This window comes from Aggregicoccus sp. 17bor-14 (genome assembly GCF_009659535.1).
Taxonomy (GTDB): domain Bacteria; phylum Myxococcota; class Myxococcia; order Myxococcales; family Myxococcaceae; genus Aggregicoccus.
The window spans coordinates 145,771-165,146 of record NZ_VJZZ01000012.1 but is presented as its reverse complement, the minus strand read 5'-3'; the positions used below and the strand labels follow the sequence as shown (position 1 = coordinate 165,146).

Below are 19,376 nucleotides of genomic sequence, written 5' to 3'. Positions count from 1 at the left end.
CAGCGCATGGGGCCTGCCTAGAAGGGCAGCGTGTAGCCCGCGCGGACCATCAGCTCGCGGTCCTGGCCCGGCAGCGGGGCGTGGCCGCCGTCGTAGGGCTGCACGTAGCGGAAGTCCGCGCCCAGCAGGTTGTAGACGCCGAGCCCCAGGTCCAGCCCCTTCACGAAGGCGTCCTGGCGCTGCAGGAACAGGTGCACGAGCAGCTGCGTGGGCTCGCGCGCGTACTGCGTGGCGCCTGCGGCATCCAGGCCGTCCGTGCGCGCGCGCGGGCCGAACAGGTGCAGCGTGGGGGCGAGGGTGAAGCCCGCGGGCAGCTTCGCGTACCCGGAGAGGCTCACGCGCTGGTTGGGCAGGCCGAGCAGCGAGCCCTTGCGGTCCGTGGCGTAGGCGCTGGGCTGCGCCTTCCCGGCCGCCGTGTACAGCGAGTAGCGCAGGTCCGCGCGCCCCCACGCGCCCTCCACGCGGTACTCCAGCTCCGCGCCGCGCGTGCCGCTGCGCTCGAAGTTGCGGTAGCCGTCCACGTTCGTCCCCTCCTCGTAGAAGTAGACGATGGGGTCGCGGATGGTGATGTCGAACACGTTGGCGACCAGCGCCATGTCCTCGCGCAGCTGGTAGCCCGCCTCCAGCTCCAGGGCGGTGGTGTGCTCGGGACGGACGTCCACCCCGTAGTTGAGGTTCTCCACGCCGGGAGCGCGGAAGGCGCGGCTGAACATCGCCTTGGCGTGGAAGTCCCCCAGCTGCTTCGTCAGCGCGAGCCGCGGCACGAAGGAGCTGCCCACGGCGCTGTGGTGCTCGAGGCGCGCGCCGGCCACCACGTTCACCACCTCGGTGTCCAGCTGCGCCTCGGCCACGGCGGCCACGCTGGTGTACTGCACGGACGCGGTGCCCGTGTCGCGGAACAGCGTCTGGAAGCCGGTGAGGTCCAGGTCGTTGAGCGCCGCGTGGTCCACGAAGGCGTCCACGCCGCCGCTCAGGTGCAGCCCCTCGAGGGGCGCGTAGCCGAGCATCACGCGGCCGCGGTAGCGCGCGAAGCGCTTGTTGTAGCGCATGGCGTCGCCGGGCTCCGCGTTCTGCCACGGCACCTGGCGGCTGTAGTTGAGGCGGGTGGTGAGCGTGAGCTGCTCGGAGACCGGCAGGTCGTGGCGCAGCTCGGCCAGCAGCGAGCCGAAGCCCATGGTCATCGGCGCCGCCAGCGCCCGGTCGTAGAGGTCGCGCGTGGTGGTGTCGAAGTCCTCGTAGAGCACGCGCAGCTTCAGCTGCTTGTACTGCACGCCGAGGTTGAGCTGGCGCGGGTCCAGCCGGTTCGCGCCGTCCAGCGAGAAGCTCTGGCCGTAGCCGTCCGCGTAGGTGCGGGTGCTGCGCTGGCCCTGGCCGAAGGTGCCGGAGACGGAGGCGCTCAAGCCCTCCACGCTCTGCGAGACGTGGCCCGCGGCGAGGCTGAGGTTGCGCCGCATGAAGCCGCTGCCCGCCTGGCCGTAGCTGAAGGAGGCCGCGCCGCCCTGCAGCTGCTCGGCGCCGCGGGTGACCACGTTGATCACCGCGAGCTCGGCGTTGCCGCCGTACAGCGCGGAGCCGGGGCCGCGGATGACCTCCACGCGCTGGATCTGATCCACCGGGAAGCGGTTGCCCAGCGGCAGCGTGGAGTACATCCCCTCGTTCATCTCCTGGCCGTCCACCAGGAGCAGCACCTTGCCCTCGTGGCCCCAGTTGCCGCGAAAGCCCACCCCCACCACGTTGCTCACGTCCACGCCGAAGAAGAAGCCGGGCACCAGCTGCAGCACGTCCACCAGGTCGCGCGCGCCCGAGCGCAGGATCTCCTCGCGCTCCACCAGGCTCACCACCGCCGGGGTCAGCGCCACGCTCTGCGGCCGGGAGCTCGCCACCTGCGTCTCCTGCAGCAGGACTTCATCCAGCGCGAACAGCGCCGTCTCGTCCATCCCCGGCGCCTGCGCCTCCGCGTCCGCGGGCTCCCCGGACGCCGCGGCCTGCGGCGCGGGCGCCTTCGCCGGCTTCTTCTTCGCGCGCTTCTTCGCCGGAGCCGGCGCTGCAGTCGCAGGTGCCTTCGGCGCGGCCGCGTCGCTCTGGGCCGCACCGGCCGCACGCGCGCTCGCGGGCCCCAGGCCCACCAGCAGCAGCAGCGCGGCGCGGCGCAGGTGCACGTTCCAACCCTGGGGATGAGTGTTCACGGAAGCTCGGGTTCCTCTGCGCACGCGCCGCCCCCGTGGCCCAGCGGCGGAGGAGAGGCGAAGGCGTGCGTCACAACGGGGGAGGGGAGCGTCCGCCGACCCAAGACGTGCGGGGCGGACGCGCGGATTGTGACGTGCGCCACGCCCGCAGCAAGGGGGCCGGGCTCCGTTTCGCAATGCCTTCACCCGCCCACACGCGCGCCCTCGCGCCTTGACAGCCCCGGGTGGGCGCTGCTCTCACCAGCCGCCATGCTCCTGCCCCTGCTCGCGCTGCTCGCCGCCGCTCCCTCCCCCGCGCCTGCGGCCCCCACGCCCACCCCGCGCGCCGCCGCCGGCGCGCAGACGGTGGTCCACGCGCCGCGCCTGGACCGGCTCGGCGGGGTGGCGGCCTTCCTCACCCGCGCCGGCGCGCTCGCCCCGCTGCTGCGCCCCGAGGCCTGGACGGGCGACTTCCACCCCTTCCTCCCCGTGGACCCCTTCCAGCCCGAGAGCCTGCGCGCCAGCGGCATCGACCCCGCAGGCGCGGCCACCACCTCGCTGCGCGCCGAGGGGCGCATCACCTGCACCCGGCTCTCCGACGCCGCCCTCTTCCGCCGCGCCGCGGAGGCTGCGCTGCACGCGCCCCTCACCCTGCGGCGCACGGGCGCGCTGAGCACCCTCACGCTGGAGACGACGGGCCTGCAGGCGGGCTACGCGCTGCAGGGCGCCGAGGCCTGCGCCTTCGCGGGCCCCACGCCCGAGGGAACGAAGCGCCTGCTCGCGGAGGCCAAGCGCCTGGTGCGCGCGAGCCCCCGGCCGGACGCGCGGCTCGCGAAGCTGCCGGGCGCGCTCTTCGTCCTGCGCACCGGCGAGCAGGAGGGCGCGGTGGGGCTCGAGGGCGACGCGCAGTCGCTGCAGCTGCAGGGCCAGAGCCGCGCGCTGCCCCTGCCCCCCTTCGCCTCCGCTGGCGCGAGCCCCTACCCCGCCCCGGCCGCGGGCCCCCAGCTGCTGCAGGCGCGCGCGCACGTGCTGAAGGGCGCGCTGCCCGCGGTGGTCACGGCCCTGCGCCTCCAGGTGCAGGAGGCCTGTCCCGAGTGCCCCAGGGCCGCGCTCACCTCCGTGGCGGACGCGGTGGCCGCGCGCCTCACCGGGCAGGTGCTGGTGCAGGTGGCCGAGGTGCGCACGCGCGGCGCCCTGCGCAGCCCCGCCGCGCGCCTCTTCGCTCCGCGCCAGGCGCTCGCCGCCGAGATCACCGACGCGGCCGCGGTGAGGGCCGCCCTCGCCCCGCTCGCGAAGCTGCCCGGCGCGAGCGCGCTGCCGGACGGCTGGGCGGTGGCGCTGCCCGCGGGCACCCTGCAGCTGCGCGTCGTGGAGGGGGCCGGCGGGCGCCACCTCGTGGTGGGCACGGACGCGGCCGTCTCGGAGGCGCTGGTGCGCCAGCTCTCCGCCGCGCCCGCCGGCGCTGCGCCCGCCGCCGCCGCGCACGGCGTGGAGCTCGCGCTGGACCCGCGCCTCGTGGCGCGCGCGCTCGCGCAGGTGTCGCTGATGGACGTCGTGGGGAGCCGCGAGCTCGCGGCCCTCTTCGCCGCGGGCGCCGAGCTGGGCCCGCTGCTGCGCGGCAGCGAGCCGGCCCTGGGCTGGGTGGACGGCGGGGGCAGCGCGCCGCACCGCTTCGCCCTGCGCTGGCGCCTCGCCGGCGCGCCGTGAGCTCCGGCGGCGCTCCGGCCGGAGCTCCCGCAAGCCCCGCCGAATCGGCTTTCCCCGCGCGCCGCGGCCGGACTAGGGTGCCCGCCCGCAGCAGCGGCAGCACGGGGGGACACCATGACCGAGAAGCGCAGGCACCGGCGGCTGAGCCGCCGGCTCTCCGTTCGCTACGGCGAGCAGGACCTGAGCCACACCGCCTTCACCACGGACGTGTCGAGCGGCGGCTGCTTCGTCACCGCGGCGCGCCTGCCGCCCCTGGGCACGCGGCTGCACCTGCAGCTGCAGCTCGGCCCCGAGCGCAGCCTCTACTTCGAGGGCGAGGTGCGGCGGCACAAGCAGGTGCCCGCGGGCCTCACGGCGGCCGCGCGCGGCGGCTTCAGCGTGCGCTTCCTCCCTCCGGCAGAGGCGATGACCGAGGTGCTGGGCGTGGCGCCCGGCCCCCTGCTCCTGCGCTTCGCGAGCCCCACCGCGCTCGCCCAGGCCTGGACGCGCGAGCTGCGCGTGGGGGGCGCCTTCGTGCCCACCCAGGACCGCCTCGCCCGCGACGCCCACGTGGAGGTGCAGGTGCAGCTCGCCTGGCTCGAGAAGAGCTTTGCCTTCGAGGGGCGCGTGGTGCACCTGAGCCCCGGCAGCGCCCTGGGGCCGGCCGGGGTGGGGGTGGCCTTCCACGCCCCGGAGCGGCTCGCCCAGGTGTTGCGCCCCTTCCTGAGCTAGGCACTCCCACTTGCAGGGCCCTTCCTGCCGCCCGCAGTCGTGATAAGTGCGCGGCACCATGGACGGAACCCCTGAGAACGATCCCCTTCGCGCACGGCTCCAGAAGATGGAGCAGCAGGCCGAGCTGGGCGGCGGCGCCGACCGCATCGCCAAGCAGCACGAGGCCGGCAAGCTGACCGCCCGCGAGCGCATCGACCTGCTCCTGGACCCCGGCAGCTTCCAGGAGCTGGACAAGTTCGTCACCCACCGCTCGAACGACTTCGGCATGGGCGGCAAGAAGATCCTCGGCGACGGCGTGGTCACCGGCTACGGCACGGTGGAGGGCCGCAAGGTCTTCGTCTTCGCCCAGGACTTCACCGTCTTCGGCGGCAGCCTCTCCGGCGCCTACGCGCAGAAGATCTGCAAGATCATGGACATGGCCACCCGCGTGGGCGCCCCGGTGGTGGGCCTCAACGACTCGGGCGGCGCGCGCATCCAGGAGGGCGTGGAGAGCCTCGCCGGCTACGCGGACATCTTCCTGCGCAACACGCTCGCCTCGGGCGTGGTGCCGCAGATCTCCCTCATCCTCGGCCCCTGCGCCGGCGGCGCGGTGTACTCCCCCGCCATCACCGACTTCATCGTGATGGTGAAGGACACCAGCTACATGTTCATCACCGGCCCGGACGTCATCAAGACGGTGACGCACGAGGAGGTCTCCAAGGAGGCCCTGGGCGGCGCGCTCGCGCACAACCAGAAGTCTGGCGTGGCCCACTTCGCCGCGGAGAACGAGCAAGCCAGCATCAGCCTCACCCGCGAGCTGCTCAGCTTCCTCCCGTCCAACAACCAGGAGGACCCGCCCGTCCAGCCCTGTGACGACGACGCCTTCCGCGCCGAGGAGCTGCTCAAGAGCATCGTCCCCAGCAACCCGAACAAGCCCTACGACATCAAGGAGCTGGTGCGGGCGGTGGTGGACCACAAGCACTTCTTCGAGGTGCAGGAGCACTACGCGAAGAACATCGTCGTGGGCTTCGCGCGCATGAACGGGCGGCCCGTGGGCATCGTGGCCAACAACCCGGCCTTCCTCGCCGGCTGCCTGGACATCGACGCGAGCATCAAGGCCGCCCGCTTCGTGCGCTTCTGCGACTGCTTCAACATCCCGCTCGTCACCTTCGTGGACGTGCCCGGCTTCCTGCCCGGCACCGACCAGGAGTGGGGCGGCATCATCACCCACGGCGCCAAGCTGCTCTACGCCTTCGCCGAGGCCACCGTGCCCAAGGTCACCGTCATCACCCGCAAGGCGTACGGCGGCGCGTACGACGTCATGGCGAGCAAGCACATCCGCGCGGACATCAACTACGCCTACCCCACCGCGGAGATCGCCGTGATGGGCCCCGAGGGCGCGGTGAACATCATCTTCCGCAACGAGCTGCAGAAGGCGTCCGACCCCAACGCCGAGCGCACCAGGCTCGTGAACGACTACCGCGAGAAGTTCGCCAACCCCTTCAAGGCCGCGGAGCTCGGCTACATCGACGAGGTCATCCGCCCCGAGGAGACCCGCAACAAGGTGATCCGCGCGCTCGAGATGCTCAAGGACAAGCGCCAGACCAACCCGCCGCGCAAGCACGGCAACATCCCGCTCTAGCGCACACCCCGCGCCCGCTGCGCGCCCACACCCGCGCCCCGCCTCGCCGCGGGTGCGCGGGTGTGTCGTTTCTGCCCTGTCCCGCGGAGCGGGTCATTGACCCCCCACCGTGTCGCGGTTGACCCACCGGAACCCCGCAGCCGCGCCCCCTGTGGGCCTGCTGCGGCGAGAGATTGCGGGCACTTGCGCCGCCGCGGCCGGGCGCCCCCGGGCGGGGCGCTCCTGACCCTGCGGGGAACGGCTGTTGCAATCGAGAAGCTCCGCTCCGCCCTGCCCCGCAGCGGCGGCCCTCCCCGGAGCACCCGAGTGCCCACCAAGAAGAAGGTCCTGCTCGTCGACGACTCGAGGACGGTGCTCCTCATGGAGCAGATGTGCCTGGGCCGCGAGCCCTATGAGCTGCTCACCGCCACCAACGGGCGCGAGGCGGTGGACAAGGCGCTGAGCGAGCGGCCGGACCTCATCCTGATGGACGTGATGATGCCCACCCTGGGCGGCTTCGAGGCCCTGCGCGAGCTGCGCGCGCAGGAGGCCACCCGCCGCATCCCCGTCATCATGGTCACCACCCGCAGCGAGCTGGAGAACGTGACGGCCGGCTACGAGAGCGGCTGCAACGACTACGTCTTCAAGCCCATCAACGCCCCCGAGCTGCTCGCGAAGGTGCGCAACCACCTCGGCTCCTGAAGCCCCCCGTGATGAAGGATCCGATGAAGGAGCTGCCCCTCACCGCCCTGCTCGAGAAGAGCCAGGCCGCACAGAAGACCCAGGCGGAGAACCTGCAGCGGGTGAACGACGGCCTGAGGGACCTGGTGGCCACCCTGCGCCGCGAGAGCGACCGGCTCGGCACCGTCTCGCCCGCGCGGCCCACGCCCCCGCCGCTCGCCGCCCCGGCCTCCCTCCCGCTCGCTGCCGCCGCGCCGGACCCGCTGCGCGAGGCGCTGCGCGCGCGCGACACCCAGCTCGCGCGCATGCAGCAGCTGCTGGACGGCATCCAGGCGGAGAACCAGCAGCTCACCGAGCGCTTCCAGGCGGTGGAGCAGCAGGGCTTCCAGCTGCTCAACGGCGCCGTGGCCGCGAGCCGCCTGCACGGCCTGCTCAGCCGCCAGGAGGTGCTCGAGGCGCTGCAGGACATCGTGGTGAACCTGGTGGGCACCGAGCAGGTGGCCCTCTTCGAGGCGAGCGAGGATGGCCAGGCGCTCGAGCTCGCGCGCTCGCTCGGCGTGGACGCTGGTCCCCTGCGCCGGGTGAGCGCGGCGCGCGGCCTGCTCGGCCAGGCGCTGCGCAGCGGCCAGGTGTGGGTGGCGGACGACGACACGGACATCGGCGCGCTGCCCCACGAGCGCACCCTGAGCGCCTGCGTGCCGCTGCGCGTGGGCCCCGTGCCGGTGGGCGCGGTGGCCATCTTCCGGCTGCTGCCCCACAAGGAGCGGCTGGACGCGGTGGACCGCGCGCTGTTCCAGCAGCTGGGCACCCACGCCTCCACGGCCCTCTACTGCGCGCGCCTGCACGAGCTGCAGCAGCAGTCGCGGGTCCGGTGAGCGCCGTGCGCGGCCTCTCCCTTCAGCACGCGGCCCCGGCGCCGCAGCGCGCCGCGCACTACCTGTACGCGGGCGCCGTGCTCGCCACCGCCACGCCCACCGCCGTCACCACCGTGCTCGGCTCCTGCGTGGCGGTGTGCCTCTGGGACGCGCGCCTGGGAGTGGGCGGGCTCAACCACTACATGCTGCCCTTCGCCCCCGCGGGCGAGGCCCCCTCCGCCCGCTACGGGGACGCCGCCCTGCCCGAGCTCGTCACCCGCCTCGCCGCGCTGGGCTCGGCGCCGGCGCACCTGCAGGCCCACGTGGTGGGCGGCGCGCACGTGATGCAGGAGCTGGAGCACGCGCGCCACCTGGGCGCGGACAACGTGCAGCTCGCGCTGCGCTTCCTCGCCGCGCTGAACATCCCCGTCGCCTCGCGCGAGACGGGGGGCACCCGCGGCCGCCAGCTCCTCTTCCACACCGACGACGGCGCCGCCCGCGTGAGGGCCTTCTGATGGAGGGCCGCTGAGCATGGAGTTCGACCACGACCTGCTGGTGCGCACCTTCGCCGCCGAGGCCGAGGAGCGGCTCGCCGAGTTCGAGCAGGGGCTGCTCCTGCTCGAGGCGCGCCCGGACGACGCGGAGCTGCTCCAGTCGCTCTTCCGCACCGCGCACACCCTCAAGGGCTCCGCCTCGCTCGTCGGCTTCGACGCGGTGAGCGCGCTCGCCCACGCGCTCGAGGAGGTGCTCGAGCCCCTGCGCTCCGGGCGCCTGCGCGCGGACCGGGACCTGGTCAGCCTGCTGCTCGACGCGGCGGACGGGCTGCGCCAGCTGGGCGCGCTCGCCATCGAGGGCCGTGACGCCGAAGCTCACTCCGAAGCTCACTCCGAAGCGGACGCCGAGCCCGCCTCGCTCGCCCTGCTGCGCGCGCGGCTCGCCGCCGCGGCCGCGGGGCACCTGCCCGGCGCGCGCCCCGCCCCGCCTCCCGCGGCCGAGCCCCCTGCGGCCGAGCCGCTCGCGCCCGCGCCCCGGGGCCGCTCCCTGCGCGTGGAGGCGCAGCGGCTCGACCGCATGCTGGACCTGTGCGGCGAGCTCGCCATCGCCCGCGCCCGGGTGACGGACCTGATGGAGCGCGGCAGCGCCTCGGCCGAGGCCGCGCTCGAGGCCCAGCGCGGCACCGACCGCCTCTTCCTCGACCTGCAGGAGCTGGTGCTGCGCGCGCGCATGGTGCCGGTGGGCACCGCGTTCCGCCCGCTCGTGCGCACCGTGCGCGACCTCGCCGCCTCCCTGGGCAAGCGCGCGCGGCTCGAGCTGCAGGGCGAGAGCGTGGAGATCGACAACGCGGTGCTCGAGCAGCTCAAGGACCCGCTCCAGCACATGGTGCGCAACGCGCTGGACCACGGCGTCGAGGCGCCCGCCCTGCGCCAGGCGCTGGGCAAGGACCCCTGCGCCCGGCTGATGCTGCGCGCCTTCCACGAGGGCTCCACCGTGGGCGTGGAGCTGAGCGACGACGGGGCGGGCATCGCGCGCGGGCGCGTGCTCGCGCGCGCCCGCGAGCGCGGCCTGGTGGGCCCGGACGAGACGCCCGAGCCCGCGGCGCTGGACGCGCTCATCTTCGCCCCCGGCTTCTCCACCGCCGAGACCGTCACCGAGCTGTCCGGCCGCGGCGTGGGCCTGGACGTGGTGCGGCGCAACCTGGAGCAGCTGCGCGGCAGCGCCTCGGTGGAGAGCTCCCCGGGCCAGGGCACCCGCATCACCCTGCGCCTGCCGCTCACGCTCGCCCTCATCCAGGGCTTCCGCGTGCAGGTGGGCCCCGAGGTCTACGTGCTACCGCTCGAGAGCGTCACCGAGTGCCTGGACCTGCCACTCGAGGCCGAGGGGCGCGGGCGCGCGAGCGGGCTCTTCAGCCTGCGCGGCGCGGCGCTGCCCTACCTGCGGCTGCGCAGCCACTTCCGCGTCCCGGGCCCGGCGCCCGCGCGCGAGTGCGTGGTGGTGGTGCGCCACGGGCGCGGCCACGCCGGCCTCGCCGTGGATGCGCTGCTCGGCGAGGGCCAGACCGTGGTCAAGCCGCTCGGCCGCCTCTTCCACCGCCTCCCGGGCATCGCCGGCTCCGCCATCCTCGGCGACGGCCGCGTTGCCCTCATCCTGGACGTGCCCACCCTGCTGCGCCAGGCGCTGCAGCCCGTCCTCCCCTCCTCCCCCCCTCGCCCGAGCACACCATGAGTCACTGGAACAACTGGAGCATCGGAACCCGCCTCGGCCTCGCCTTCGCCACGCTCGTGGCCATCCTGCTGACGGCCGGCCTCTTCGCCGTGGACACCATGGGGCGCATGAACGACGCCTCGACCGAGCTCGTGGACGGGCGCTACGGGACCATCGCACTGCTGAGCGAGGCGGCGAGCCTGCACGAGGAGAACGCCCTGAACACCATGCGGCTCATCCTCATGAGCAACGTGGGGGCGAACGCCGAGGAGCAGCAGCGCCTCGCCGCCCACATGGCCGAGAACACGAAGGGCATCACCGAGCGCGTGAGCAGGATCGAGGCGCGGCTCGAGACCGAGCGCGAGCGCGAGCTGCTCAAGGCGGTGACGGCCGCGCGCAAGCCCTACATCGAGAGCCGCGAGCGGGTGAAGCTGCTCTTCGCCCGCGGCGAGGGCCCGGACGCCATCCTCCTGATGAACCAGGAGATGGTGCCCGCCCTCGACGCCTACCGCGCGACCTGGAAGGCCCTCATCGAGCACGAGCACACGCTGATGGTGGACACCGACAACGCCAACGACGCGCGCTTCCTGCGCACGCGCGCCCTCCTCTTCGCCTTCACCCTGTTCGCCGTCTGCTTCGCGGCGGTGTTCGCCGTCCTCACCACCCGCAGCGTCACCCGCCCCATCGACACCGTGGTGCGCCACGCCGAGCGCATCGCCCAGGGCAACCTGCGCGAGCGCGTGGAGGTGGACCGCGGGGACGAGACCGGCAAGCTGCAGCGTGCGATGCGCGCCATGGTGGAGCAGCTCGCCCGCATCATCGGCGAGGTGAGCACCGGCGCGAGCGCGCTGTCGGCCGGCAGCGAGCAGATCTCGTCCGCCTCCCAGGCGCTCTCGCAGGGCACCAGCGAGCAGGCCTCCTCGGTGGAGGAGACCAGCGCGAGCCTGCAGCAGATGAACGCCTCCATCACCCAGAACGCCGAGGTGGGCCGCCAGACGGAGGCCAGCTCGCGCCAGGCCGCGCTCGAGGTGGAGGAGGGCAGCCGCGCGGTGCAGGAGACGGTGGTGGCCATGCGCAGCATCGCCGAGCGCATCGGCATCATCGAGGAGATCGCCTACCAGACGAACCTGCTCGCCCTCAACGCGGCCATCGAGGCGGCGCGCGCGGGCGACCAGGGCCGCGGCTTCGCCGTGGTGGCCACCGAGGTGCGCAAGCTCGCCGAGCGCAGCCAGAAGGCCGCCAAGGAGATCGCCGGCGTCGCGGACTCGAGCGTGCGGACCGCTGAGCGCTCCGGGCAGCTGCTCGGCGCGCTGGTGCCCACCATCCGCAAGGCCGCCGAGCTGGTGCAGGAGGTGAGCGCCGCCTCCAGCGAGCAGGCCACCGGCGTCGCGCAGATCAGCCGCGCCATGGGCACCGTGGACGAGGTCACCCAGCGCAACGCCTCGGCCGCCGAGGAGCTCAGCGCCACGGCGGAGGAGATGGCCCAGCAGGCGGACGGCCTGCGCAGCCTCATCTCCTTCTTCGAGCTCGCCGAGCGGCCCCCGGCCGCGCCCTCCGCGCCGCCCCGCTCCGCCCCGCCCCCGCGCGCGGCCCCGGCCGCTCCCACCTACCTGCCCACGCGCAGCGCCACGGCGAGCGCGCCGCACAGCGACGACGCCGACTTCCGTCCCTTCGGAGCCGCCAAGTGAGGCGCCCGGGAGCGAGGCGCGCCGACACGAGGGACCTGGAGGCGCCGGCGCCGGTCCAGCAGTTCCTGAGCTTCCGCCTCGGCGCGGACACCTGCGCGGTGCCCATCCTGCGCGTGCACGAGATCCTGCAGTTCGAGACCGTCACGCCCGTCCCCAACACCCCCGCCTTCATCCGCGGCGTGCTCGACCGCCGCGGCAGCGCGCTGCCCGTGGTGGACCTCGCGGTGAAGCTCGGCCGGCCGCAGAGCCCGCTGAGCAAGTGGAGCTGCGTGGTGGTGCTCGAGGTGGCCGTCGACCCGGGCCCCCCGGGCCCCCCGGGCACCCCGGCCAGGGGGGAGACGGTGCTGCTGGGCGCGCTGGTGGACACGGTGGAGGAGGTGCTGGACTTCGGCGCCGGGGACATCCAGCCCCCGCCCGCGCTCGGCGCCGGGCTGCGGCTCGAGTACCTGCAGGGGCTGGGCAAGCGCGACAAGCAGTTCGTGCTCCTGCTGGACATCGACCGCGTCCTCACCGCCTCCGAGCTGGAGCTCGCCGGGACGATCACCGCGCCCGAGGCAGCGCCTGACGCTGCGACCGAGGCCTCGGCCGAAGCGCCGGCCGAGCCGGCCCAGCCCTCCGCGCCGTCCGAGGCCGGCGAGCCGTGAGCTGGGGGCCCACCGAGCTGCCGCCCCTGAGCGACCCCGGGTTCGCCCGCTTCCAGCACCTCGTGCGCGAGGCAGCGGGCATCTCCCTCACGGACGCCAAGCGCTCGCTGCTGGTGGGCCGGCTCACCCGGCGCGTGCGCGAGCTGGGCCTGGAGAGCTTCGACGCCTACTACGCCCGCGTGGAGCAGAGCCCCGAGGAGCGGGTGCACATGCTCGACTGCGTCTCCACCAACGAGACGCACTTCTTCCGCGAGCCGCAGCACTTCCAGTACCTGTGCGAGCGCGTGCTGCCCGCCTGGCGCGCCCAGGCCGCCGCGGGCACCCGCTCGCGCACCGTGCGCGCCTGGAGCGCCGCCTGCTCCACCGGCGAGGAGCCCTTCAGCCTCGCCATGCTCCTGATGGAGCACCTGCCGGCGGAGGAGGGCTGGAAGGTGGAGGTGCTCGCCACGGATCTCTCCACCCGCGTGCTGCGCGCCGCCGAGGCCGCCACCTGGCCGCTCGCCCGCGCGCGCGACATCCCCGAGGCCTACCTGAAGCGCTACATGCTCGAGGGCACCGGACCGCAGGCCGGGCGCATGCGCGCCTGCACGGCCCTGCGCGAGCGCATCCGCTGGGCGCGCCTCAACCTGGTGGAGCAGCCCTGGCCGCAAGCGCTGTTCGACGTCCCCTTCGACCTCGTCTTCTGCCGCAACGTGCTCATGTACTTCGACCCGGACTGCAAGGCGCGCGTGGTGCGCAGGCTGCTGGAGCGGCTCGCGCCGGACGGCCTCTTCTTCGTGGGCCACGCCGAGAGCCTCCTGGGGCTGGGCGCGGGCATCGGCGTCGCGCCGCGCGCCCCCACCATCTACGGACGGGCCCGATGAGCACCGCGCCGCCCCCGCCCTCCCGGACCCTGCCCCTGCGCGTCCTCGTCGTCGACGACTCGGCCGTGGTGCGCCAGGGCATGCTGCAGCTGCTCTCCGGCCACGCGGACGTGGAGGTGAGCGTGGCGGCCGACCCGCTCTTCGCCATGGAGCGCATGCGGCGCCTGGAGCCGGACGTCATCCTGCTGGACCTGGAGATGCCCCGCATGGACGGGCTCTCCTTCCTGCGCCAGCTGCGGCGCGGGCCCAACCCCGTCCCCGTGGTCATCTGCTCGGGCTACGCCGCGGCCGGCACCGCGCGCGCGCTGGAAGCGCTCGAGGCCGGGGCCGCGGACGTGGTGGGCAAGCCGCGGCTCGGCGTGCGCGGCTTCCTCGAGGAGTCCGCGGTGCTGCTGCTGGACACCCTGCGCGCCGCCGCCCAGACGCGCCGCCGCCGCCCGGCCCTCGCGCCGCTGCCGCGCGCCCCCTTCCCCGCTGCCTCCCCCGCCGCGCTCGCCCTCCCCGGCGGCGCGCGCCAGGTCATCGCGGTGGGCGCCTCCACCGGCGGCCCCGAGGCGCTGCGGCTGCTGCTCGCGGCGCTGCCCGAGGACACCCCGGGCATCGTCGTGGCCCAGCACATGCCCGAGGGCTTCACCGCCGCGTTCGCGCGCTCGCTCGATGCGGCCTCGCGCCTGCACGTGAAGGAGGCGGCCGCGGGAGACCGCGTGCAGGCGGGCCAGGTGCTCATCGCCCCGGGCAACCACCACCTGCGCGTGCGCCGCCTGCCGGAGGGCGGCCTCGGCGTGGAGCTGGACCAGGGGCCGCTCGTCTCGCGCCACCGCCCCAGCGTGAACGTGCTCTTCGAGTCCGTGGCCGCCTGCGCGGGGGCAGGCGCCGTGGGCCTGCTGCTCACCGGCATGGGGGACGACGGCGCGCGCGGCCTGCTCGCCATGCGCGAGGCCGGCAGCACCACGCTCGCCCAGGACGAGGCGAGCTGCGTGGTGTTCGGCATGCCCCGCGTCGCCATCGAGAGCGGCGCGGCCCAGGCCGTGGTGGGGCTCCCGGAGATGCCCGCGGCGCTGCTGCGCGCCTGCGGCCGGCGCGCCCCGGCGTAGCGTGCAGGCCTGCAGACCAGGCAGGGAGCCGGGGATGCGGGGAAATTTTCGCGCGGCGCAGGGGCTTCTTGGGGGCACTTCTTCACGAAGCCCCCGCAGAAGCCCCTCAAGGAGCTCGCTTTTGTCCCACCCCCGCTTGCTGCTGTTCCTGTCCGATGTCGAAGGCAACCTCACCGCGCTGCGCCAGACGCTGAAGCGGGTGTGCGCCGAGGTCGAGGCCACGATGCCCGAGGTGGCCTGGGCCGAGGCTCCCGGCCCGCTCGCGGACGCCGGCTGGCACGTCGCCGAGGTTCGCCCCGCCCAGGGCAGCAAGCCCCGCGGCACCAGCCTCGAGGCCCATCTGGAGGCCGTCACCGCGGCGCTCTCCCAGGACTTCCGGGACATGGCGCTGGGGCTCTATGCGGACCGCGCCATGAGCTATGCGCGCGCCAGCGTGAGCGGCCCCGGCCAGCCCCCGCGCGTGCGCGAGGGTGAGTACCCCGAGGTCATGCGCCAGGTGGCCCGCTGGCTCGCCGTGGAGCCCGTGTCGCTCGCCCGCCTGCTCGGGGAGCCGGCGAAGAACGTGCTCGCCGCCGAGGCGGACTTCGGCTCGGACCTCGCCAAGGCCGCCGGCGCCCCCCGCCCCCCGGGTGCCCCCGGCGATGACGAGCCCCTGCTGCCCCCCGAGCCGGACGACGACGACCGCTTCGTGGAGGCCAAGCTCGCCCAGGCCAAGGCCCTGATGGAGCAGTACAGGAGCAGCCGCAAGTAGCGCAGCGCGTAACACTCCGGGGCGGGCCCTCCCGGGTCCCCCGCAGCGCGCGCCCCCTTTGCACTTCGGTGTGCTAAGGGGGCGCCCCATGCCCAAGATCCGCAAGATCCTCGTCGCCAACCGCGGGGAGATCGCCATCCGGGTGATGCGCACCTGCAAGGAGCTCGGCATCGCCACGGTGGCCGTCTTCTCCGAGGCGGACCGCTCCGCGCTGCACGTGCGCACCGCCGACCAGGCGTTCCTCGTCGGTCCCCCGCCCAGCCGCGAGAGCTACCTCGTGCAGGAGCGCATCCTCGAGGCCGCCAAGAAGAGCGGCGCGGATGCCATCCACCCCGGCTACGGCTTCCTCAGCGAGAACGCGTCCTTCGTGCGCGCCTGCGAGAAGGCCGGCATCACGTTCATCGGCCCGCCGGCTTCCGCCATGGACGCCATGGGCGAGAAGACCCGCGCCCGCCAGAACATGATCAAGGCGGGGGTCCCCGTGGTGCCCGGCACCGCGGAGCCCATCGCCACGCTGGAGGAGGCGCGCGCCTACTCCCAGAAGATCGACTTCCCCGTGATGCTCAAGGCCGCGGGCGGCGGCGGCGGCAAGGGCATGCGCCGCGTGGACCGCATCGAGGACTTCGACTCCGCCTGGCGCGGCGCGAAGAGCGAGGCGATGAACGCGTTCGGCAACGACGCGGTCTACATCGAGAAGTACCTCGACAAGCCCCACCACGTGGAGATCCAGGTGTTCGCCGACCAGTACGGCAACACCATCCACCTCAACGAGCGCGAGTGCTCGGCGCAGCGCCGCCACCAGAAGGTGGTGGAGGAGACGCCCAGCCCCATCCTCACCCCCGAGATGCGCCGCGCCATGGGCGAGGTCGCCGTCAAGGCCGCCAAGGCCGTGAACTACGTGGGCGCGGGCACGGTGGAGTTCCTCGTGGACTCCAAGCGCAACTTCTACTTCCTCGAGATGAACACCCGGTTGCAGGTGGAGCACCCGGTGACCGAGTGGGTCACGGGGCTGGACCTGGTGGCGCTGCAGATCAAGGTCGCCGAGGGCGAGAAGCTCCCGCTGAGCGAAGCGCCCGAGCCCCAGGGCCACGCCATCGAGGTGCGCATCTACGCCGAGGACCCGCTGCAGAACTTCATGCCCAGCCCGGGCAAGATCCAGTACCTGCGCGTGCCCGGCGGCCCCAACGTGCGCGACGACTCGGGCGTGTACGCCGGCTACACCGTGCCGATGACGTACGACCCGATGATCTCCAAGCTCAGCGTGTGGGCCCCCACCCGCGCCGAGGCCGTGGCCCGCTGCCGCCGCGCGCTGGACGAGTACGTGGTCAAGGGCATCACCACCAACGTGCGCTACCTCAAGGCCGTGCTCGACCACCCCGAGTTCAAGGCCGGCGACTACGACACCAGCTTCCTCGTGCGCCACCACGAGGCGCTCACCCACGGCGAGGACCCGCACCTCACCGAGATCGCCCTCATGGCCAGCGTGGTGCACGCCTACGAGCGCGACGAGAAGCTCAAGCGCACCCTCACCGAGAAGGCCGGTGCGGGCAGCGGCACCGGCGGCGCCATCAGCCCCTGGCGCCGCGCGCTCCGTTAAATCTCCCTCTCCCGAGACTTCCCAATGCGCTACTTCACGAAGCTGCAGGGCCAGAAGGAGCCCGCGCCGGTGGACATCGAGCCCGCCGGCCCGGGCCGCTACAAGCTCACGCTCAACGGCAAGACCCACCTGGTGGACGCGCTCACGCTCGAGCACGGCGCGGTGAGCATGCTGGTGGACGGCGAGAGCTACGGCGTCGAGTTCGAGGACGTGGGCGACGAGGTGGCGGTGCTGGTCAAGGGCCAGATCACCCGCATCGACGTGGCCAACGAGCGCAAGCTGCGCCTGCGCGCCGCCGGCGCCGCCTTCAGCGCCGAGGGCAAGCAGACCATCGTCGCGCCCATGCCCGGCAAGGTGGTGAAGATCCTGGTCGCCGTGGGTGACGAGGTGAAGGAGGGCCAGGGGCTCGTCGTCGTCGAGGCGATGAAGATGGAGAACGAGCTCAAGAGCCCCAAGGCCGGCAAGGTCACCGAGCTGCACGCGAAGGAAGGCAGCGCCGTGGAGATCAACGCCAAGCTCGTAGTCGTGGAGTAGCTCGTCATGGCAGACGTGAAGGACCAGAAGGCCCGCTGGGCCGCCTCGGTGTACGGCAAGGCGAAGAGCAAGGGCGGCGAGCGCAAGAGCTCGTTCGCCACCTCCAGCGGCATCGAGCCCGAGCCCGTCTACACCCCGCGCGAGGACGCCGAGCACCCCGGGTACGCCGAGAAGCTGGGCCTGCCCGGCGAGTACCCCTTCACCCGCGGCGTGCAGCCCACCATGTACCGCGGCCGCTTCTGGACCATGCGCCAGTACGCGGGCTTCGGCACCGCGAAGGACGCGAACGAGCGCTACCACTACCTGCTCAAGAGCGGGCAGACGGGGCTCTCGGTGGCCTTCGACCTGCCCACCCAGATGGGGCGCGACCCGGATAGCAGCAGGGCGCGCGGTGAGGTGGGCAAGGTGGGCGTGTCCATCGCCTCGCTCAAGGACATGGAGGTGCTGATGCACGGCATCCCCCTGGGCGAGGTCTCCACCTCCATGACCATCAACGCCACCGCGAGCACGCTGCTGTGCCTCTACGCGGCGGTGGGCGAGAAGCAGGGCGTGCCGCTCGAGCAGCTCAGCGGCACGGTGCAGAACGACATCCTCAAGGAGTACATGGCGCGCGGGACGTACATCTACCCGCCCCAGCCCTCCCTGCGGCTGATCACCAACATGTTCGCGTTCTGCGCGAAGAAGATTCCGAAGTGGAACCCCATCAGCATCAGCGGGTACCACATCCGCGAGGCGGGCAGCACCGCCGCGCAGGAGATCGCCTTCACGCTCGCGGACGGCATCGCGTACGTGGACGCGGCGCAGAAGGCCGGCCTGGACGTGGACGAGTTCGCCGGCCGCCTCAGCTTCTTCTTCAACGTGCACAACAACTTCCTGGAGGAGATCGCCAAGTTCCGCGCGGCGCGCCGCCTCTGGGCCCGCATCATGAAGGAGCGCTTCAAGGCGAAGGACCCGCGCTCGATGATGCTGCGCTTCCACTCGCAGACCGCGGGCAGCACCCTCACCGCGCAGCAGGTGGACAACAACGTGGTGCGCGTGGCGCTGCAGGCGCTCGCGGCGGTGCTCGGCGGCACGCAGTCCCTGCACACCAACAGCCGCGACGAGGCGCTCGCCCTGCCCACCGAGGCCGCGGCCCGCCTCGCGCTGCGCACCCAGCAGGTCATCGCCTACGAGTCCGGCGTCGCGGACATCATCGACCCGCTGGGCGGCAGCTGGGCCATCGAGCAGCTCACCGACGAGCTCGAGGCGAAGGCGCAGGCGTACATCCAGCGCATCGACGACATGGGCGGCATGGTGGAGGCCATTGCCCAGGGCTACCCGCAGGGGGAGATCCAGGACGCCGCCTACCAGGCCCAGCGCGACATGGAGGACAAGCGCCAGGTCGTCGTCGGCGTGAACCAGTTCCAGATCCAGGAGCCGCCGCCCACGGGGCTCCTGCGCGTGGACGAGAGCGTGGAGCACGGCCAGGTGGAGGCGATCAAGCAGCTGCGCCGCGAGCGCGACAACGCGGCCGCCACCCGCACCACGGACGCGCTCAAGCGCGCCGCGGAGAAGCCGGACGAGAACCTGGTCCCCTTCATCTTCGACGCGGTGAAGGCCTACGCCACGCTCGGGGAGATCTCGGACGCGATGCGCAGCGTGTTCGGCGAGCACAAAGAGCACGTCGTCCTGTAGGGAGCGCGCGAGGATGGCGATCATCTGCAACCTGCGCAGCGCCACGGATGCCCAGCTGCGCGCGCTGCTGAAGGACCCCGAGCAGCTGGAGGCCTTCCTCGAGGACGAGGAGGACTTCGGTGACGCTTCGGGCGCCGCCTTCCTCGAGCTGGACCTGGACGAGGCCTGGCACGGCATCCACTTCCTGCTCACCGGCACCGCGGTGGAGGGCCAGGCGCCCCTGGACTTCCTCGAGCGCGGCGGGCGCGAGGTGGGCGAGGTGGACCTGGGCTACGGCCCGGCGCGCTGCTTCGACGCCGCGGGCGTGCGCGCCATCGCCCAGGCGCTCGCGCCCGTGGACGGCGCGGCGCTGCGCTCGCGCTTCGACCCCGAGCGCATGCGCATGCTGGAGATCTACCCGGACATCTGGGACGGCCAGCAGGGGGAGAAGGACCCGCTCGGCTACGTGCTCAGCTACTTCGCCGAGCTCAAGACCTTCCTCGCCCGCGTGAGCGCGCAGGGCCACGGGATGCTCGTCGTCCTCTCGTAGGCTCGCGTCCTCCCTCTCCCCCTGGGAGAGGGTCGGGGTGAGGGAGCCTGGCTGCCTGCTGCGCGCCCCCGCCTCCATGCCC

At 73.4% G+C, this 19,376-nt stretch carries 17 protein-coding genes; 16 read left to right on the top strand and 1 reads right to left on the bottom strand.

From position 1 onward, the window contains the following. Window positions 1–17: 17 nt before the first annotated feature. Window positions 18–2,186: a TonB-dependent receptor plug domain-containing protein gene (locus FGE12_RS22135; protein ID WP_153868546.1), complete on the bottom strand. Its 2,169-nt coding sequence runs from the start codon at window positions 2,184–2,186 to the stop codon at window positions 18–20. 249 nt (window positions 2,187–2,435) lie between these two features. Here FGE12_RS22135 and FGE12_RS22130 point away from each other — a divergent pair, with 249 nt between their 5' ends. The 16 genes from FGE12_RS22130 to FGE12_RS22055 all read left to right on the top strand — a co-directional run bounded on the left by FGE12_RS22130 (window position 2,436) and on the right by FGE12_RS22055 (window position 19,294). Then, entirely contained in the window at window positions 2,436–3,872 is a 1,437-nt protein-coding gene (locus tag FGE12_RS22130; protein WP_153868545.1) for a hypothetical protein, read from the top strand. 114 nt (window positions 3,873–3,986) lie between these two features. Beyond that, on the top strand, window positions 3,987–4,583 hold the full coding sequence (locus tag FGE12_RS22125) for a PilZ domain-containing protein (RefSeq protein ID WP_153868544.1): 597 nt from the start codon (window positions 3,987–3,989) through the stop codon (window positions 4,581–4,583). Window positions 4,584–4,641: 58 nt separating this feature from the next. Then, window positions 4,642–6,204: an acyl-CoA carboxylase subunit beta gene (locus FGE12_RS22120; protein ID WP_153868543.1), complete on the top strand. Its 1,563-nt coding sequence runs from the start codon at window positions 4,642–4,644 to the stop codon at window positions 6,202–6,204. A gap of 306 nt (window positions 6,205–6,510) precedes the next feature. After that, on the top strand, window positions 6,511–6,885 hold the full coding sequence (locus tag FGE12_RS22115) for a response regulator (RefSeq protein ID WP_194798156.1): 375 nt from the start codon (window positions 6,511–6,513) through the stop codon (window positions 6,883–6,885). An 11-nt stretch (window positions 6,886–6,896) separates the two neighbouring features. Next, entirely contained in the window at window positions 6,897–7,739 is an 843-nt protein-coding gene (locus tag FGE12_RS22110; RefSeq protein WP_153868542.1) for a GAF domain-containing protein, read from the top strand. Then, window positions 7,736–8,233 (top strand): chemotaxis protein CheD, encoded by a 498-nt coding sequence (locus tag FGE12_RS31030; protein ID WP_153868541.1) that lies wholly within the window; start codon window positions 7,736–7,738, stop codon window positions 8,231–8,233. The genes FGE12_RS22110 and FGE12_RS31030 overlap by 4 nt, the downstream gene beginning before the upstream one ends. A gap of 16 nt (window positions 8,234–8,249) precedes the next feature. Next, on the top strand, window positions 8,250–9,941 hold the full coding sequence (locus tag FGE12_RS22100) for a chemotaxis protein CheA (RefSeq protein WP_153868540.1): 1,692 nt from the start codon (window positions 8,250–8,252) through the stop codon (window positions 9,939–9,941). Beyond that, on the top strand, window positions 9,938–11,608 hold the full coding sequence (locus FGE12_RS22095) for a methyl-accepting chemotaxis protein (protein ID WP_153868539.1): 1,671 nt from the start codon (window positions 9,938–9,940) through the stop codon (window positions 11,606–11,608). Before FGE12_RS22100 ends, FGE12_RS22095 begins: the two co-directional genes overlap by 4 nt. Continuing rightward, window positions 11,605–12,252 (top strand): chemotaxis protein CheW, encoded by a 648-nt coding sequence (locus tag FGE12_RS22090; protein WP_370459106.1) that lies wholly within the window; start codon window positions 11,605–11,607, stop codon window positions 12,250–12,252. The genes FGE12_RS22095 and FGE12_RS22090 overlap by 4 nt, the downstream gene beginning before the upstream one ends. Beyond that, window positions 12,249–13,115, top strand: coding sequence for a protein-glutamate O-methyltransferase CheR (locus FGE12_RS22085; protein WP_194798155.1), 867 nt, complete (start codon window positions 12,249–12,251; stop codon window positions 13,113–13,115). The genes FGE12_RS22090 and FGE12_RS22085 overlap by 4 nt, the downstream gene beginning before the upstream one ends. After that, window positions 13,112–14,209, top strand: coding sequence for a chemotaxis-specific protein-glutamate methyltransferase CheB (cheB, locus tag FGE12_RS22080; RefSeq protein WP_153868538.1), 1,098 nt, complete (start codon window positions 13,112–13,114; stop codon window positions 14,207–14,209). The genes FGE12_RS22085 and cheB overlap by 4 nt, the downstream gene beginning before the upstream one ends. 121 nt (window positions 14,210–14,330) lie before the next feature. After that, complete coding sequence (locus FGE12_RS22075; RefSeq protein ID WP_153868537.1) at window positions 14,331–14,960, top strand: hypothetical protein; 630 nt, start codon at window positions 14,331–14,333, stop codon at window positions 14,958–14,960. Window positions 14,961–15,048: 88 nt separating this feature from the next. Further along, window positions 15,049–16,557, top strand: a complete 1,509-nt coding sequence (accC, locus tag FGE12_RS22070) for an acetyl-CoA carboxylase biotin carboxylase subunit (protein ID WP_153868536.1) — start codon at window positions 15,049–15,051, stop codon at window positions 16,555–16,557. A gap of 24 nt (window positions 16,558–16,581) precedes the next feature. Next, window positions 16,582–17,091, top strand: a complete 510-nt coding sequence (locus FGE12_RS22065) for a biotin/lipoyl-containing protein (protein ID WP_153868535.1) — start codon at window positions 16,582–16,584, stop codon at window positions 17,089–17,091. 6 nt (window positions 17,092–17,097) lie between these two features. Next, the gene (locus FGE12_RS22060) at window positions 17,098–18,765 is read left to right on the top strand and encodes a methylmalonyl-CoA mutase (protein ID WP_153868534.1); all 1,668 of its coding nucleotides are present in this window, start codon (window positions 17,098–17,100) and stop codon (window positions 18,763–18,765) included. Window positions 18,766–18,778: 13 nt separating this feature from the next. Continuing rightward, window positions 18,779–19,294, top strand: coding sequence for a YfbM family protein (locus FGE12_RS22055; protein WP_153868533.1), 516 nt, complete (start codon window positions 18,779–18,781; stop codon window positions 19,292–19,294). Window positions 19,295–19,376 lie beyond the last annotated feature (82 nt).

Excerpts from the sequence above, each read along its gene's own strand:
- FGE12_RS22095 (WP_153868539.1), top strand. The coding sequence starts at position 9,938 with ATGAGTCACTGGAACAACTGGAGCATCGGAACCCGCCTCGGCCTCGCC.
- accC (WP_153868536.1), top strand. The coding sequence starts at position 15,049 with ATGCCCAAGATCCGCAAGATCCTCGTCGCCAACCGCGGGGAGATCGCC.
- FGE12_RS22130 (WP_153868545.1), top strand. The coding sequence starts at position 2,436 with ATGCTCCTGCCCCTGCTCGCGCTGCTCGCCGCCGCTCCCTCCCCCGCG.
- FGE12_RS22125 (WP_153868544.1), top strand. The coding sequence starts at position 3,987 with ATGACCGAGAAGCGCAGGCACCGGCGGCTGAGCCGCCGGCTCTCCGTT.
- FGE12_RS22100 (WP_153868540.1), top strand. The coding sequence starts at position 8,250 with ATGGAGTTCGACCACGACCTGCTGGTGCGCACCTTCGCCGCCGAGGCC.
- FGE12_RS22065 (WP_153868535.1), top strand. The coding sequence starts at position 16,582 with ATGCGCTACTTCACGAAGCTGCAGGGCCAGAAGGAGCCCGCGCCGGTG.
- FGE12_RS22120 (WP_153868543.1), top strand. The coding sequence starts at position 4,642 with ATGGACGGAACCCCTGAGAACGATCCCCTTCGCGCACGGCTCCAGAAG.
- FGE12_RS22110 (WP_153868542.1), top strand. The coding sequence starts at position 6,897 with ATGAAGGATCCGATGAAGGAGCTGCCCCTCACCGCCCTGCTCGAGAAG.
- cheB (WP_153868538.1), top strand. The coding sequence starts at position 13,112 with ATGAGCACCGCGCCGCCCCCGCCCTCCCGGACCCTGCCCCTGCGCGTC.
- FGE12_RS22060 (WP_153868534.1), top strand. The coding sequence starts at position 17,098 with ATGGCAGACGTGAAGGACCAGAAGGCCCGCTGGGCCGCCTCGGTGTAC.
- FGE12_RS22055 (WP_153868533.1), top strand. The coding sequence starts at position 18,779 with ATGGCGATCATCTGCAACCTGCGCAGCGCCACGGATGCCCAGCTGCGC.